Below are 15,314 nucleotides of genomic sequence, written 5' to 3'. Positions count from 1 at the left end.
GTTTATTTCAGTTGAATACGCGCAACACGGCCACGTGTCGCCTGCGTCAAATCATAAGGTTGATTATCAATCGTCAGTTGCGTCCCCTGGGCGTGGCCGACAATGACGTTAACTGGTTTTTCAGCCGTCACATTGTGCTCGCTACCTGCTGTCAGCACTTCACTTAAGACTTTTTTACCTTGCATATCTTCGATGCGCACCCAGGAATCTTCAGTGACTTTAAATACCAGGACGGCTTTTTGCGGATCAGCAGATTTAAGCGTCGTGCTCTCTATAACATTGTTGGCAGCAGGGGTAGGGGTGCTGACAATCGTGCTATCAGAGGTTGATGAAGGTGTGCTTGCCGGTTCCGCAGCGATGGCTGGTGCAACTTCAGCCGGATTGCCAGCCGCAGGTTCTGTCGCTGGCAATGTTGAAGGTACAACAGTGGCTTCAGGCGCCGTTGTTGCATCAGCCGCTATGCCAGGTTGAACAGCAGGGTCAGTCATGGGTGCAGGAACATTAATTTCCTGGCCGGTAGTTTCACTGATTTCATCTACATCAAGCGCCAGAGAGGCATTCTTGAGCGCTTGCGGTTTGATATGGTTCACGTAAAAGTAAGCCAGAATCGCAGCCAGGATCAGAAAAATAAAAAACGTTAATATACGTTGCGGGCGAATAGCGCGCGCAGGCTTGTCAATAATAGACGGGCTGGCGTTAGATCTGACGCTCAGTGGCAAAGGTGCAGTGCTAGGGACCATGCGCTGATAGGCTTCCAGCACTGGCGCGACATCAATGTTCAACAACTTGGCGTAGTTGCGGATAAATCCGCGCACGATGCTGGGTTGCGGTAGTTTGTCAAAATCATCCTGTTCAATCGCCTGGATCTGCTTTGGACCGAGGCGCAGATGGCTGCATACTTCATGGATGCTGAGGCCTTGTGATTCACGAGCGGCTTTTAAAATATTCCCGCAGCCTGAGCCTGGAGTTAAAACCACAGGGGACTCTTCAGTGATGGGTGATTCGTTATCTGGTGAAGAAGGTTGCATGCTGTCATTATCGCCTGTAATTGCCGGTGAAAGCGTATCAAAAGTGTGGGTTTCAGCGCCGTTGCCTGAGCTTAGATCAGGCGTAGCCCCGGTCTCAACTTTGCGCTTGCGCCCACGTTTGGGTTTCTCTGCCTGCTCTGCCTGTAGAGCGCTGACGTGATTTCTGTCTTCTGACGTCACTTGCATTTACTCCATTTTCAACAATTGTTTGGTTTCGTTGGAATTTGGAAACAATTTATGCAGTTGCACACTGTAATGATGCGCTTCATCCGGCATTTGTAAAGCACGGTAGATGCGGACGGCTAACAACAGTGATTCAGGGGTAGGGGCAACGCTGACACTATTCTGCAAAGTATTCATCGCGGCAGTGGCGTCGCCTCGGCCAAATTGCAAATTGGCTAATTGGTAAGCACTGGCATGCGCCAAGGGATCAACTTGCAGTGCTTTGCTGAAATACGCCTCGGCTTGCGGTTTCTGTTTGCTGCGCAGGGCGCAGACGGCTGCATTGTAGTAAGCCACCTGCGGAGTTTTGTACAGTGGATTTTTAACCGCCAGCATGAATTCTTTTTGCGAATCCTCGTAACGGCCCTGGTCACACAAAAAGCGACCATAGTTGTTATGAGATTCTGAGTTTACAGGCTGCAATTGAATCGCACGCTGAAACGCCGCTTCAGCACGGGGTTTATCGCCTAAGGCTGCATATACGAGCCCCTGGCCGTTATAAGCCAGCGCATAGCTGGCACTACGTTCAATCGCTGTATTGAATTCTTCCAGTGCCACATCGTAGCGTTTGAGGCGGAAATATTCTGCACCCAGTTCGGTATGCACACGGGCGGATTCCACATCGCCAGTTTCACGGCCGATGGGCTGCTGATCATAAGGCGCAGTATTGGCTCCGGTGGTAGGATTTTGTGCGCAACCGGCCAGCCACACGCATGCAGTCAGCAATATCAGTAAGTGTTGCGCAAAAAAATTCTTTTTCATGACTTATTGGCCAGATTGCAAAGCATCAGGCTGGATAGCACCAGATTGTATGGCGATGATTCTTTCTGTTCGGCGGGTTTTGTCGAGCACTTTACCGGCCAGTTGACCACAAGCAGCATCAATATCCTCCCCACGGGTTTTGCGTACAGTGACCACGTAGCCAGCCTGCATTAACATATCACGAAACGCCCGCACCTGCATTGGTTTGGAAGTTCCGTAACCGCTATTCGGGAAAGGGTTGAACGGGATCAGGTTGAACTTGCATGGCACATTGCGCACTACGTCCAGCAATTGTCTGGCATGCTCAAGTGTGTCATTCACACCATCCAGCATCACATATTCAAAAGTGACAAAGTCACGCGGCGCTTTGACAAGATAGCGTTCACATGCCGCCATCAGCTCTTTAATTGGGTATTTTTTGTTGATAGGCACGATTTCATCACGCAAGGCATCATTAGGCGCATGCAATGATACGGCCAGCGCGACCGGACAATCTTCTTTCAGTTTATCCATAGCCGGCACCATGCCGCTAGTCGACAAAGTCACACGACGGCGGCTTAAGCCATAAGCACTGTCATCCAGCATGATCTGCATTGCAGTCACGACATTTTCATAATTGGCGAGCGGTTCGCCCATGCCCATCATGACCACATTGGAAATAATGCGGTCACTCGCGGGCAGCATGTTATAGCCTTCAGCCTGTCGTAAAGAGTGATTGGCTACCCAAAGCTGGCCAATAATTTCAGATACTGTCAGGTTACGGTTGAAGCCCTGGCGACCTGTGCTGCAAAAGGTGCATTCAAGTGCGCAGCCAACCTGGCTGGAAATGCATAAAGTGCCACGGTCATCTTCAGGGATAAAAACGGTTTCTACACTGTTTGAAGTGCCGTCTTTCAGGTTGTTTGTACCGATGAGCCATTTGCGGGTACCGTCGTCGGAAACTTGTTCCAACTGTACATCTGGCAATCTAAATTCGGCTTCCTGGCGTAGTTTTTCACGCAGGACTTTGGCGATATCGGTCATCTGGTCGAGGTCTAGTACCCCGAAGTGATGCATCCAGCGCATGAGCTGCTTGGCGCGGAAAGGCTTCTCGCCGATACTGGTGAAGTACTCGGCGAGTTGCGGTTGGTTCAAATTCAGTAAATTAACCAAAATTCCATTTCTCGATTTCAATCATTGGCCTTCTGCATTATTCGCCTTTAAATCATCAGGCTGCTAAATCAGTGAAGGCGTGCTAAAAAATGATGACGCTTTAAAACATGAATCCATAAGGAAATCATTTTTAGCAGGAAACGCCGTTTCCGGCGTCGATTCAATGATTATCCAAAGAAGTATTTGATTTCAATCGCAGCATTTTCCAAGCTATCAGAACCATGCACTGCGTTCGCATCAATGCTTTCAGCGAAGTCAGCACGGATAGTGCCAGGGGCAGCGTCTTTAGGGTTGGTTGCACCCATCAGTTCACGATGTTTCAGGACAGCATTTTCGCCTTCCAGAGCCTGGATCATCACAGGACCGGAAATCATGAATTTAACCAGGTCGTTGAAGAAAGGGCGCTCTTTGTGAACAGCGTAAAAGCCTTCAGCTTCAGCTTGTGTCAATTGCGTGAATTTAGCAGCCACGATTTTCAAGCCAGCGTTTTCAAAACGTGTGTAAATTTGACCAATCACGTTTTTTGCAACGGCATCTGGTTTGATAATGCTAAGTGTACGCTCTAAAGCCATGAGAACTCCAATATAGTTAATTAACAAGAAAAATCAAACAGCTATTCTACTATTTTTAACGTGATTGATAAACCTTGATTACGGATTGTTTATGTATGAGTGGATCATTGATTCCCGGTAGCTTTATTTTCAATAGCCTAAATAACGCGCATTCCCTGCTTTATTTTTTCTATCCATCTAGTTTAGATGTTTGTATGATGTGATTGTTTTCAACGATGGCGTTAGTTTTTTCAGCGTAGACGAGAGATCTTTCCACATATGGTAAATACAGAACAGACTATGCATGCTTGCCCGGCGTGTGGCTTGTTATGCGACGATATTTCGGCGGATACAATTGCCAAACAGCAGTTTTCTTGTGGCAAGGCGGCGAAATTCTACGCCCGGTCTACCTCTTTGAATGTGCAGCCTCAGGTTAATGGACAAGCTGTTTCCTTGGCGCAAGCGGTAAAAGCAGCGGCCGAATTGCTCCAGCAGGCACAATCGCCTTTGATCGCCGGTAGCAGTACTGATGTGCATGGCGCGCGTGCATTGGTCAGCCTTGCAAACCAGAACGGTGCGGATATGACACACTTGAATGCAGATAGTACTTTGCGCAATATGAAAGTGTTGCAGCATAGAGGCTGGCAAACGACGACATTGACTGAAGTGCGCAACCGCGCAGATGTGATCCTCATGATAGGCACCGATGTGGTCACACACAATGCGCGTTTTTTTGAGCGCGTAGTATGGGTAGACGAAGCCATGTTTACCGAACCGTCAGCCCGGCAGATTATTTACCTGGGTGGCGATAAGCTAAAAACGCAGGCGGGTGTTTCGCCGGATGGTCGCGCACCGCAAATGATAGCCTGTGCTTCGGAGCATTTGCCAGAAGTTGTGTCTGCCTTGCGCGCACTGATTATGAACAAACCTGTGGCTGGTGAAAATATTGCGGGTGTGCCAGTCAGCACCCTTGCCGCGCTGGCTGAAACACTAAAAGCCGCAAAATACGCTACCCTGGTCTGGGTGTCCAAAGACTTGCATTTCGAGCATGCAGAATTAACCATAGAAAATATTACCGAAACCGTGGTTGCCCTGAACCAGAAATCGCGCGCCATGGGCTTGTCACTGGGAGGCAGCGATGGTGATACCAGCGTGAATTACGCACATACCTGGCTCAATGGCGTGATTATTGATGCGCCTCACTGGCAAGACCATGATGCAGTCGTCTGGGTAAACAGTTTTAGCCCGGAAGCCATGCCGCCTGCCGAAGTTTCGCCAGTGATTGTGCTGGGCGCAGCCGATAGCAAATTTACCACACCGCCAGCGGTGTTTATCCCGGTAGCCACACCAGGCCTGGATACTGGCGGTCAGCAATTCCGCGTCGATGGCTCGGTGACTTTGCCGCTGACAGCCGCCAAACCTTCTGATGTCCCTACTTTATCTAAAGTAGTTGCTTTGATTGAACAAGCCATAGCCAATGAAGGGAAGCAGGCATGATTACGTTGCTAAAAAATGCCAGGGTAATTGATCCTGCCCATCATAAAGATGGCGTACTGGAAGATATCTATATCCGTGATGGCCGCATTATCGCCAAGCCCGCCGAGACCGAGAAAATCGACCAGGCGCATGAGTTGAACGGCAAAATTGTGATGGCTGGTGCGATCGATATGCACAGCCATATTGGTGGCGGCAAAGTGAATATTGCACGCATGCTGCTCCCTGAATACCAGGATATGCGCCGCATGCAGGAACCTGAAGCGCATATTTGCGGTGCCAATTGCAGCCACCACGCAACGCCGAATACCACCGATACAGGTATGCGCTATATCGAGATGGGCTATACCGCAGCATTTGAGCCGGCGATACTGGCCGTGAATGCCCGCCAGGCCCATATGGAAATGGGCGATACACCCATGATCGATAAAGGCGGCTACGCCATGCTGGGCAACGATGATTACCTGTTACGCCTGCTCAGCCAGAATGCCGACCAGAAAACGATTAATGATTACGTTGCCTGGACCTTGCATGCTACACAGACCATAGGCATCAAGGTGGTAAACCCGGGTGGTATCTCCGCGTTCAAGTTCAACGAGCGTCGCCAGGATCTGGACCAGCAGCACAGCCATTACCACATCACGCCGCGCCGTATTTTGCAGGCGCTGAGCCGTGCTGTGAATGACCTTGGTATCGCCAAACCATTACATGTGCACTGTAACAACCTGGGGGTAGCTGGCAACTTCCAGACTACCCTGGATACAATGGGTGCCAGTGATGGTTTGCCTATGCACTTAACGCATATCCAATTCCATAGCTACGGCACTGAAGGCGACAAGAAATTCTCTTCCGCCGCCGCCAATATTGCGGAAGCGATCAATCAAAACAAACACATTACTGCCGATGTCGGCCAGATACTGTTCGGGCAGACCGTGACTGCCTCTGGCGACAACATGATGCAGCATTTGAACGCCAAAGTGGCTAACCCGAAAAAATCGGTGATTATGGATATTGAGTGCGATGCCGGTTGCGGCGTAGTGCCATTCAAATACCGTGACGAAAATTATGTGAATGCCTTGCAGTGGGCGATTGGCCTTGAGGTGTTCCTGAGTGTGGATGATCCATGGCGTGTGTTCCTGACGACTGACCATCCAAACGGTGCACCATTTACGACCTATCCGCATTTGATCCGCTTGCTGATGGACAAATCATTCCGTAATGATGCTTTCGATAAACTGAACCTGGATGCGCAGGCGATGAGTAACCTGAAAGCGCTGGATCGCGAATACACGCTTTACGAAATCGCCACCATGACACGTTCAGCGCCGGCCAAATTGATAGGCTTGCAAGACCGGGGGCATTTGGGCGTGGGTGCCGCCGCCGATATTACCGTTTATACCGACCAGCCTGACAAAGAAGCCATGTTTAGCAAGCCTGACCTGGTGTTTAAGGATGGTGAACTGGTAGTGAAAGAAGGAAAAGTCATTAAAGTAGTATGGGGCGCTACCCATACTGCCAAGCCTGCATTTGACCTGGGCGTTGAGAAAGACATCAAGCAGTATTTTGATCGCTATCACACCATGCAAATGCAACACTTCAAAATCAGTAATGACCATATTGCGGAAGATGGCCGCAACCATGTCATTAACCATGTGCAGGGGGCATGATGGTTATTAACGGCGTAGAAATAGACGACACTTTTGCTGAAGCCTTCAATATGCGCGCCACGCGCGTATTGATCACTGCGCAAAATTTGCGCTGGGCTTACAACGCAGCCAATGCCATGACCGGTTTTGCTACCAGCGTGATCGGCTGTGGTGTAGAGGCAGGCATAGAACGCGAACTGACTGAGAACGAAACGCCTGATGGCCGTCCGGGTGTCAGTGTGCTGTTGTTTGCCATGGGTAGTAAAGTGCTTATGCAGCAGCTGGAAACCCGCATGGGGCAATGTATCCTGACTTGTCCGACTGCGGCCGCCTTTGCGGGTATCGAGTCCGAAGATATGATCAGCCTAGGCAAGCATTTGCGCTTTTTTGGTGATGGTAATCAAATCTCCAAACAGATTCCCAATGCTGAAGGCAAGCTCAAGCGCTACTGGCGTATCCCCGTGATGGATGGCGAGTTTCTCACCGAAGAAACCACTGGCATGGTGCGCGCGATTGGTGGCGGTAACTTTCTGGTGTTAGGCACAAGCCAGGCGCAAGTGTTGACTGCGTGTGAAGCGGCGATTGATGCCATGCGCACTTTCCCGAATGTGATCATGCCGTTTCCGGGTGGCGTGGTGCGTTCAGGCTCCAAAGTTGGTAGCAAATATCCCAAAATGTTTGCCAGTACCAATGATGCTTTCTGTCCGACATTAAAAGGCGCGGTAAAAAGCGAGCTTGATCCGCGTGTAGAAAGTGTGATGGAGATTGTGGTGAATGGCCTGGCATTTGAAGATATTGCCGCTTCTATGAAAGCCGGTATTGAAGCTGCTTGCGGTTTGGGCAAAGAGAATGGCATTTTGCGTATTTCTGCTGGTAACTATGGTGGAAAACTGGGTCCGCATCACTTCAAGCTGCGTCCAATTTTAAGTGGGGAGGCCGTATGAGCCATATCGTCTTAACCGCCAAACCCGTCTCGCGCCAGATTGATTGCCGTGCATTGTCGCCACAAGCTTTGCAGGGTAAAACAGTCTCTGAAATTACCGCTATCAAACTGACTAAACATTCAACTGTGGGTGAAGTATTCGAGGTAAGCGTTGATAACAGTGTTGAAACATTGAAAGTCACCTTTAAAAACACCGACTCACAGCATGCTTATATTGGTTTTGGCATGACTACTGGCCAGGTGATTGTTGAAGGGGATGCCGGCGATTTTCTGGGTGCACAACTCCAAAATGGGGTGCTCATCTGCAAGGGTAATGCTGGCGCACGTGCTGGTGATCGCATGCGCCGAGGCATGTTGCTGATTGAAGGCAATGTCGGAGACTATTGTGCTTCCGACATGATGGCGGGAACCTTGGGTGTGCTGGGCACTACCAGTGCTTATCTAGGTTACGGCATGAAACGCGGCACGCTTTTGCTGGCAAAAACACCTGCGGCACAAGCAACCTGGATTGATTGTGGGCCGCATAAATTACCTTTCCTGAATATCCTTTATAAATCATTCAAATTGCTGGATAGCCGGTTTGCCGAGATTAGCAGTTTGCGTGTACATCGCTGGATGGGTGATATGGGCGGTTTGGGCAAAGCAGAAATTTTAGTGATTCAATAAATTTGATCTGGATCAATTATTATGAAACGGGCGCTAAGCCCGTTTTCTTTTTTGCACATTTCCCTTTTTCATTCAGCGGCTTAGGGTGGTAAAATGCGACTCTTTGAAACAAAGCTACTTCGCAAATGAGTCAATACCTTACCGCCGCACTCTACAAATTCGTTACCCTGGATAATTACAAAGCTCTGCAACAACCTATCCTGGAACAATGCCTGATGCTCAGGATTAAAGGCACTTTGCTGCTGGCGAATGAAGGTATCAATGGCACCATTGCCGGTAAGCCGGAAGATATTAAAGCAATTTTGAATTACCTGCGTCAGGACCCGCGCCTGGCTGACCTTGAGCATAAAGAATCCTGGGCTGACACGCACCCTTTCTATCGCATGAAGGTCAAACTGAAAAAAGAAATCGTCACCATGGGCGTGCAGGGGGTAGACCCGAACGAGGTGGTCGGTACCTATGTGAAACCGGAAGACTGGAATGCGCTGATTTCTGATCCGGATGTGATTTTGCTGGATACGCGTAACGATTACGAAGTGCATATCGGTACTTTTAAAAATGCGGTTGACCCGAAAACCACCACCTTTCGTGAATTCCCGAAGTATGTCGCAGACAATCTGGATAAAACCAAGCACAAAAAAGTAGCCATGTTTTGTACCGGCGGGATCCGTTGCGAAAAAGCATCCTCCTTTATGAAGCAGCAAGGGTTCGAAGAGGTCTATCACTTACAGGGCGGCATCCTCAAATACCTGGAAACCGTGCCGAAAGAAGAAAGTTTATGGGAGGGCGATTGTTTCGTCTTTGATCAGCGCGTTGCAGTCAAACATGGCCTGGAAGTTGGTGATCATGACCAGTGCTACGCTTGTCGCATGCCGCTGACCAGTGAAGAAAAGTTGAGTGAGCAATACGAAGCAGGCATCTCTTGCCCTTATTGCTCTGAAAAACTCACAGAAGACAAACGTGAATCGCTGCGTGAGCGTCAAAAACAGGTCAAGCTAGCCAAGGTGCGCGGACAAAGCCATATCGGGGACAAACAAAAGAATTAAACTGGCAAAATATAGTTGCCAAAGTGTAAATAAATCCGCAAAGTCAGACTAGTTCCTGGTTAGTATTTATGTAAATATATGTCATGATACTTGCATGATGTGTCAGTAGCCAGTAGTTATTAGGCATAGCCCATTAATCCAAAGCTCCAGGAACATGAGACTGCGATGAAATGTCCTGCAATACTAGTCACTGAACAAGAACGATTAGCTGCTTTGTCAGAGCATGGCCTCGACAATGAAAGCCTGGTACCCAGTTTAGATCCTGTCGTACATATTGCTTCACGTATGTTTGGCATGCCAGTGGCCGCCGTGAACATCATAGGCAGCGACCAAGTGTTCTTTGCTGCCAGTTTGGGGATTGGTGAAGCGGATATGAGCCGCGATGTTTCATTCTGCGCGCATGCCATCAATCAGACGCAAGTCATGGTGGTGCCCGATGCAACGCTTGATGACAGGTTTTACGATAATCCCCTCGTCACCGGCGCAACCAATCTCAGATTTTACGCAGGTGTACCACTATTATCCCCAAATGGTTTGGCGCTGGGCGCACTCTGTGTGGTAGATAACCAGCCACATTTTAATTTTTCAGAAGAAGATCAGCGCCGCCTGAAAGAGTTAGCGCAAATGGTTTCTGACCGCCTGGAATTGAGGCGTATTGAAACTGCAAGTAACCGCAACCGCCCCAGTTTTGAAGAGTACGCCGGAAGCTCAGGTTCACCAGTGGTTTGGTTTAACGAGCATCGCCAGATTGTTGCCTGGAACCGGGCGGCAGCCGACTCGCATGGTTATGAGGTGTTAGAAGGGATAGGCCAGCCGATCGATATACTTATCCCTGAGCGTGAACGTTTTGTTCTGAAAGATATTATAGATCGTGCTGTAGCAACAGGTTCGCTGGATTACCTGGAAACGCCAACAGAAATTTTTGGTTTGCGCAAAGACGGTACCGAGTTCCTGTTGGGCTTATCACTGTTTAGCTGGAAAGAAGCCGGCAAAATGCGTTTTGAAGCCATTTTGAAAGATATCACTGCACAGCGCATTGAAGAAACTGAGCTGCGCCAGCGCGCCAATATTGATGTACTCACCGGCTTGGCCAATCGCGGCAGGTTTTATCGCGTGGTCGAAGAAACATTGCTCATCCCCAAGCCGGCAGCTGTCTTCATCATTGACCTTGATGGCTTTAAAGACGTCAACGACACACTGGGCCACACGATCGGAGACAAAGTTCTGCAAGCCGTCTCGATGCGCATGTCTGCAGTGGTCAATGCGCCTGGCCTGGTCGCCAGAATTGGCGGCGACGAGTTTGCCATCATCGTCCCGAATATTACCAATGCTGAAGAGGCACTGGCGTTTGCGAATGTATTGATTTCTCAAATTGCGCAGCCAATCATCATTAATGGTCACGAAATACGCGTTGCAGCAAGCTGTGGTGTAGCACTGGCACCTCTGCAAGCGCATGAAGCATTAGAGCTGGTCAGCAATGCAGACCTTGCCTTGTTTAAAGCCAAAAGCATAGGTGGGCGTGGGCGGGCGTTTCTGTTTACTTCAGCGCTAAGGATGGAAGCCGTCACACGTCGCCTATATGCCATGGAATTGCACCGGGCGGTTGATGAAGGCGAATTTCTGCTCTATTATCAACCGCAAGTCAGTTTAGCCACTGGTGCCATTACCGGTGCAGAAGCCTTAATTCGATGGCATCACCCCAAACGTGGCATCCTGGCACCGGCTGCATTCATGCAAGCGCTGGAAGGCGGGCCGCTGGCTGCAATCGTCGGCTCGTGGGTGCTTGATGAAGCATGTGCTCAAGTTTCATACTGGCGACGCCATGGCGCGAGCCATTTGCGTATCGGCGTCAACCTGTTTGAAGCACAGTTCAGAGTAGGCAACTTGCTGGAAGAAGTCATGCAGACATTGGCCAAACATGGCTTGCCTCCCGAGGCTCTTGAGCTGGAAGTGACTGAGAATATTGCACTGGATAGCGATGAAGTGGTGCTTGAAACGCTGCGCAAGTTAAAAAGTTCTGGCGTAGGTATTGCTTTTGACGATTTTGGTACTGGTTATGCTTCTTTAAGTTTGCTCAAGACCTATCCTTTAACGCGCATTAAAATTGACCGCTCATTTGTGCATGGCATGCTGGAGCACAAGCAAGATGATTCAGTGGTTTGTGCCACGCTCGATATAGCACACGGTTTTGATCTGCAAGCGATTGCAGAAGGCATTGAAACCCGCAGCCAATACAACTACTTAAGGGAGAAAAGCTGTGAGGAAGGACAGGGAAGCCTGTTTGGCAATCCTATGCCAGCCATGCAGTTTGCCCGTTTAATCAGCCTTAAAATTCTATCTTCGGCTGCATAACTTATGTGCGATTCGCTATTATCTGCAATCAATGCAGCACTAAATAACATCGAGTGGACTAGCCACGCCGCGCCCGCCAATATTCACCACCTGCGTGTAAATCATGGTGGTGCTTATATCGGCATGACCCAGTAACTCCTGCACGGTACGAATATCCTGCCCGCCCTGCAATAGATGGGTAGCAAAACTGTGGCGGAATGTATTGGGGGTGACTAATTTTTTAATCCCCGCCTGTTTCACCACCTTTTTAATTGCACGTTGTACAGTTTTTTCATCAGCATGATGGCGATAAATAGCCCCTGTTTGTTGGGTAACTGAAAGCCTGCTCGAAGGGAAGGCATATTGCCATGCCAAATCTTTACCCGCCTCAGGATATTTCCTGGCTAAGCTTGCTGGCATTCTGGTTTCGCCAAATCCTTTAGCAAGGTCTTCTTCATGTAATGACTGTACTTCCAGTAAATGCGCTTTCAACGGTTCAACCAGGCTAGCAGGCAACAGGGTAATGCGGTTTTTATACCCTTCAGTATCACGTACAAAAATCTCAAGTTTGGCGAAATCAATATCGGTGACGCGCAGCCGTAAACACTCCATGACACGCAGGCCGCTGCCGTATAGCAAGCTGGCGATCAACCATATCGAGCCATTCAGGTTTGAAAGGATGGCCTGTACTTCGTGTTTGGTCAGGGTTAGAGGCAGCGCTTTATGAGCTTTCACTTTCACCAAGTTTTCCATCACAGGTAATTCACGTTCCAGCACCTGTTCATATAAAAAACGCAGGGCGCTTTTGGCCTGGTTTTGCGTGCTGGCCGAAACTTTCTTTTCTTCAGCCAGATGGTTTAAATAAGCCTCTATTTCTTCACCACCCATATCCCGTGGGTGACGTTTGCCATGGAAAGTAATAAACCGTTTAATCCACTGAATATAAGATTCTTCGGTGCGCTTGCTGTATTGAAGTGTCGTTAAACGCTCAGTAATGCTCGGGAAAAGCTTGGGCGGAGATGATGATAAAGGTGGGCTATCCATTTTTTAATCTCTATTATCAGGTGCACTAAATTTTATTTATATATTGAAATATATAACAATATGGTTAATGAAATTAATTGTAGGCATGGATTTAAATAAAATTCAATGAAGATCATCAATTGAACCAGCTTTGAAATTTTTTTGTCATCATTAATGACTAATTTATGATCCAATCTCAGCACTATTAAAGGTCACGGCGGAGGAGATATGGCTGCAAAAAACACAATTTGTCTATGGTTCGATGGCGATGCATTGGAAGCGGCAACGTTTTATGCCGCCACTTTCCCTGATAGCACGGTGGGTGCGGTACATTATGCGCCTGGCGATTACCCTTCAGGCAAACAAGGTGATGCATTGACGGTTGAGTTTACGGTAATAGGTATTCCTTGCCTTGGATTAAATGGCGGCCCGGTCTTTAAACATAATGAAGCCTTCTCTTTTCAGGTAGCTACTGATGATCAGGCCGAAACTGATCGTTTATGGAGCGCGATTGTGGATAATGGAGGCGAAGAAAGCGACTGTGGCTGGTGTAAGGACAAGTGGGGGATTTCGTGGCAAATCACGCCACGCGCATTAGTGGCTGCAATTACCGATCCGGACCGTGCTGCGGCCAAACGTGCTTTCGAAGCGATGATGCAGATGCAAAAGATTGATATCGCCACTATTGAAGCAGCTCGCCGCGGTTGATATCACTCTCAGCTTACTTGAGGATAGAGATAACTTTGTCGAATAGAGTGGAGCAATTTGAAACTCCGCAACCTACCTGTTTCGCTATCAAGAGTGGACGTATAGGCATTCAGCCCGTACTATGCAGACAAAGTTAAATAATGTTGGCGAGGTTATTATGGCAATTCAGTTTTTACCTATTATCAAGGCGTTGGCGCCGTATATCGCGCAAGTAGCCACTTCTGCTGTGCCTGCCTTTACTTCCAAATCTGAAGCGGCTGCCAAGGTTGACCCTTTGCTGGCCAAGCAAATTCAAGAGCTTCAGGCTGCGGCTGTGCAGAATGCAGAATCAATACATGTGCTGGCCGAGAAAATGCAGCAGGCTATCCAGCAAATTGAAGCGGCTGCACAAGTGGCAAACAAACAGGTAGCCGCTTATAAAACCATGCTGTTTGTTTCTTTTGGCTTGTCTATCGCTGCCGTTTCAACATGCGTATACATCCTGACCAGATAAGTAAACGATGAAACCTTCGATTGCCATGATTACGCTAGGCGTAGATAACCTGGAAGCCTCGCTCAGGTTTTATCGCGATGGCATGGGGTTAGCGACTGAAGGGATCATGGGAACAGAGTTTGAACATGGTGCCGTGGTGTTTTTTGAACTGAAAGGTGGCTTGAAGCTGGCACTCTGGCCGCGGGACAGCCTTGCACATGATACAAAGCTGCCAGTTTTACCTTCAAGCCCGACTAGCTTTGCGATTGCACACAACGTCGGTTCAAAAGCAGAGGTTGATGAAGTTATGGCGCAAGCCAGCAAAAGCGGTGCATCCATCACCAAGCCTGCACAGGATACTTTCTGGGGTGGCTATGGTGGCTACTTTCAAGACCCGGATGGACATCTTTGGGAAGTGGTCTGGAATCCTGATTGGCAAATTGAAGCTTAAACTTTCCAGGAGCCATCTTTGGCATTTAGCGCACATGAGGAATATATCAAAAGCCTGAGTCCTGAGATTCAGGCTTTAATGCTTTCTATCCAGGAAAAAGTCGAGACCTTGCTACCGGAAGCAATGCGTTGTATCAGTTATCAAATACCTGCATTCCGCGCCAATCAACATGTATTTTTCTATTTCGCAGCATTCAAGCAACACATCGGCATCTATCCTCCTGTCACCAAGGATTTAGCATTAATCAATGTATTGCAACCCTACCGTGGCAAAAAAGGCAATTTATCCTTTCCACTCGATCAGCCTTTGCCGCTGGAGTTGATAGGGCAGGTAGCCATGGCTTTGTACCTTGAATATGAGGCAGGTACACGCAAGGGATGAGCTTGATTTATACTTGAGTCATACAAGCAATTCACTAGATAGGCTCACCTCATCATGACAAACCTGAAAGTTACAGAAATCAAGGCATTCGTTCCGGCCAAAGACTTTGAATTATCCAGGCAGTTTTATCAGGACATTGGGTTCACCATGGCCTCAGAAGGTGGCGGTATCGCTTATTTCCACTTTGGGAATTCGAGTTTTTTACTGCAAAATTTTTGTGCTGAGGGTTTTGCCGAAAATTTCATGATGCATCTGCTGGTGGAAGACGTTGACGCATGGTGGCAGAAAGTAGAGAAAAGCGGTGTGGTCAATAAATACGGCGTAAAACTTTGGCCGATAGAACTACAGCCATGGAAAATGCGCGATTTTTGTATCACCGATCCTTCAGGTGTGCTGTGGCGCATTGGTCAGAATGTTGATTAGCAAACAAGGGCAGTG

At 48.5% G+C, this 15,314-nt stretch carries 16 protein-coding genes; 11 read left to right on the top strand and 5 right to left on the bottom strand.

What is annotated here, in order from left to right:
* Positions 1-2 precede the first annotated feature (2 nt).
* The 4 genes from ASG34_RS00895 to ndk all read right to left on the bottom strand — a co-directional run bounded on the left by ASG34_RS00895 (position 3) and on the right by ndk (position 3,736).
* The gene (locus ASG34_RS00895) at positions 3-1,214 is read right to left on the bottom strand and encodes a RodZ domain-containing protein (RefSeq protein WP_055825389.1); all 1,212 of its coding nucleotides are present in this window, start codon (positions 1,212-1,214) and stop codon (positions 3-5) included.
* Entirely contained in the window at positions 1,215-2,012 is a 798-nt protein-coding gene (gene pilW / locus ASG34_RS00890) for a type IV pilus biogenesis/stability protein PilW (protein ID WP_055825387.1), read from the bottom strand.
* Positions 2,013-2,015: 3 nt separating this feature from the next.
* Positions 2,016-3,164 carry a 23S rRNA (adenine(2503)-C(2))-methyltransferase RlmN gene (gene rlmN / locus ASG34_RS00885; protein ID WP_055825384.1) on the bottom strand — a complete coding sequence of 383 codons (1,149 nt, stop codon included), beginning with the start codon at positions 3,162-3,164 and terminating at the stop codon, positions 2,016-2,018.
* A gap of 167 nt (positions 3,165-3,331) precedes the next feature.
* Positions 3,332-3,736 (bottom strand): nucleoside-diphosphate kinase, encoded by a 405-nt coding sequence (gene ndk / locus ASG34_RS00880; RefSeq protein WP_055825381.1) that lies wholly within the window; start codon positions 3,734-3,736, stop codon positions 3,332-3,334.
* A 258-nt stretch (positions 3,737-3,994) separates the two neighbouring features.
* Here ndk and ASG34_RS00875 point away from each other — a divergent pair, with 258 nt between their 5' ends.
* The 6 genes from ASG34_RS00875 (at position 3,995) to ASG34_RS00850 (ending at position 11,862) form a co-directional block, all read left to right on the top strand.
* Positions 3,995-5,212 carry a hypothetical protein gene (locus ASG34_RS00875; protein ID WP_055825378.1) on the top strand — a complete coding sequence of 406 codons (1,218 nt, stop codon included), beginning with the start codon at positions 3,995-3,997 and terminating at the stop codon, positions 5,210-5,212.
* Positions 5,209-6,876 (top strand): formylmethanofuran dehydrogenase subunit A, encoded by a 1,668-nt coding sequence (locus tag ASG34_RS00870; RefSeq protein WP_055825375.1) that lies wholly within the window; start codon positions 5,209-5,211, stop codon positions 6,874-6,876. Before ASG34_RS00875 ends, ASG34_RS00870 begins: the two co-directional genes overlap by 4 nt.
* Positions 6,876-7,799 carry a formylmethanofuran--tetrahydromethanopterin N-formyltransferase gene (gene fhcD, locus ASG34_RS00865; protein WP_055825372.1) on the top strand — a complete coding sequence of 308 codons (924 nt, stop codon included), beginning with the start codon at positions 6,876-6,878 and terminating at the stop codon, positions 7,797-7,799. The genes ASG34_RS00870 and fhcD overlap by 1 nt, the downstream gene beginning before the upstream one ends.
* Entirely contained in the window at positions 7,796-8,464 is a 669-nt protein-coding gene (locus ASG34_RS00860; RefSeq protein WP_055825368.1) for a formylmethanofuran dehydrogenase subunit C, read from the top strand. The genes fhcD and ASG34_RS00860 overlap by 4 nt, the downstream gene beginning before the upstream one ends.
* 125 nt (positions 8,465-8,589) lie before the next feature.
* Positions 8,590-9,510: an oxygen-dependent tRNA uridine(34) hydroxylase TrhO gene (gene trhO / locus ASG34_RS00855; RefSeq protein ID WP_055825364.1), complete on the top strand. Its 921-nt coding sequence runs from the start codon at positions 8,590-8,592 to the stop codon at positions 9,508-9,510.
* Positions 9,511-9,675: 165 nt separating this feature from the next.
* The gene (locus ASG34_RS00850; protein WP_055825361.1) at positions 9,676-11,862 is read left to right on the top strand and encodes a putative bifunctional diguanylate cyclase/phosphodiesterase; all 2,187 of its coding nucleotides are present in this window, start codon (positions 9,676-9,678) and stop codon (positions 11,860-11,862) included.
* 39 nt (positions 11,863-11,901) lie between these two features.
* Here ASG34_RS00850 and ASG34_RS00845 read toward each other — a convergent pair whose 3' ends face one another.
* Entirely contained in the window at positions 11,902-12,885 is a 984-nt protein-coding gene (locus ASG34_RS00845; protein WP_055825358.1) for an integron integrase, read from the bottom strand.
* A 207-nt stretch (positions 12,886-13,092) separates the two neighbouring features.
* Between ASG34_RS00845 and ASG34_RS00840 the strand changes: the two genes are divergently transcribed.
* The 5 genes from ASG34_RS00840 to ASG34_RS00820 all read left to right on the top strand — a co-directional run bounded on the left by ASG34_RS00840 (position 13,093) and on the right by ASG34_RS00820 (position 15,299).
* Positions 13,093-13,572, top strand: coding sequence for a VOC family protein (locus tag ASG34_RS00840; RefSeq protein WP_055825355.1), 480 nt, complete (start codon positions 13,093-13,095; stop codon positions 13,570-13,572).
* Between the two features lie 157 nt (positions 13,573-13,729).
* A complete protein-coding gene (locus ASG34_RS00835) occupies positions 13,730-14,065 on the top strand; it encodes a hypothetical protein (protein ID WP_055827196.1) in 336 nt (111 codons plus the stop codon).
* A gap of 7 nt (positions 14,066-14,072) precedes the next feature.
* Positions 14,073-14,495: a VOC family protein gene (locus ASG34_RS00830; protein ID WP_055825352.1), complete on the top strand. Its 423-nt coding sequence runs from the start codon at positions 14,073-14,075 to the stop codon at positions 14,493-14,495.
* Positions 14,496-14,513: 18 nt separating this feature from the next.
* On the top strand, positions 14,514-14,876 hold the full coding sequence (locus ASG34_RS00825; RefSeq protein ID WP_055825348.1) for an iron chaperone: 363 nt from the start codon (positions 14,514-14,516) through the stop codon (positions 14,874-14,876).
* Positions 14,877-14,930: 54 nt separating this feature from the next.
* On the top strand, positions 14,931-15,299 hold the full coding sequence (locus ASG34_RS00820; RefSeq protein ID WP_055825346.1) for a VOC family protein: 369 nt from the start codon (positions 14,931-14,933) through the stop codon (positions 15,297-15,299).
* Positions 15,300-15,314: the final 15 nt, after the last annotated feature.

The sequence above is a fragment of the Methylophilus sp. Leaf416 genome (assembly GCF_001424665.1).
Classification (GTDB): Bacteria; Pseudomonadota; Gammaproteobacteria; order Burkholderiales; family Methylophilaceae; genus Methylophilus.
This window is presented reverse-complemented; position numbering and strand designations above follow the sequence as displayed.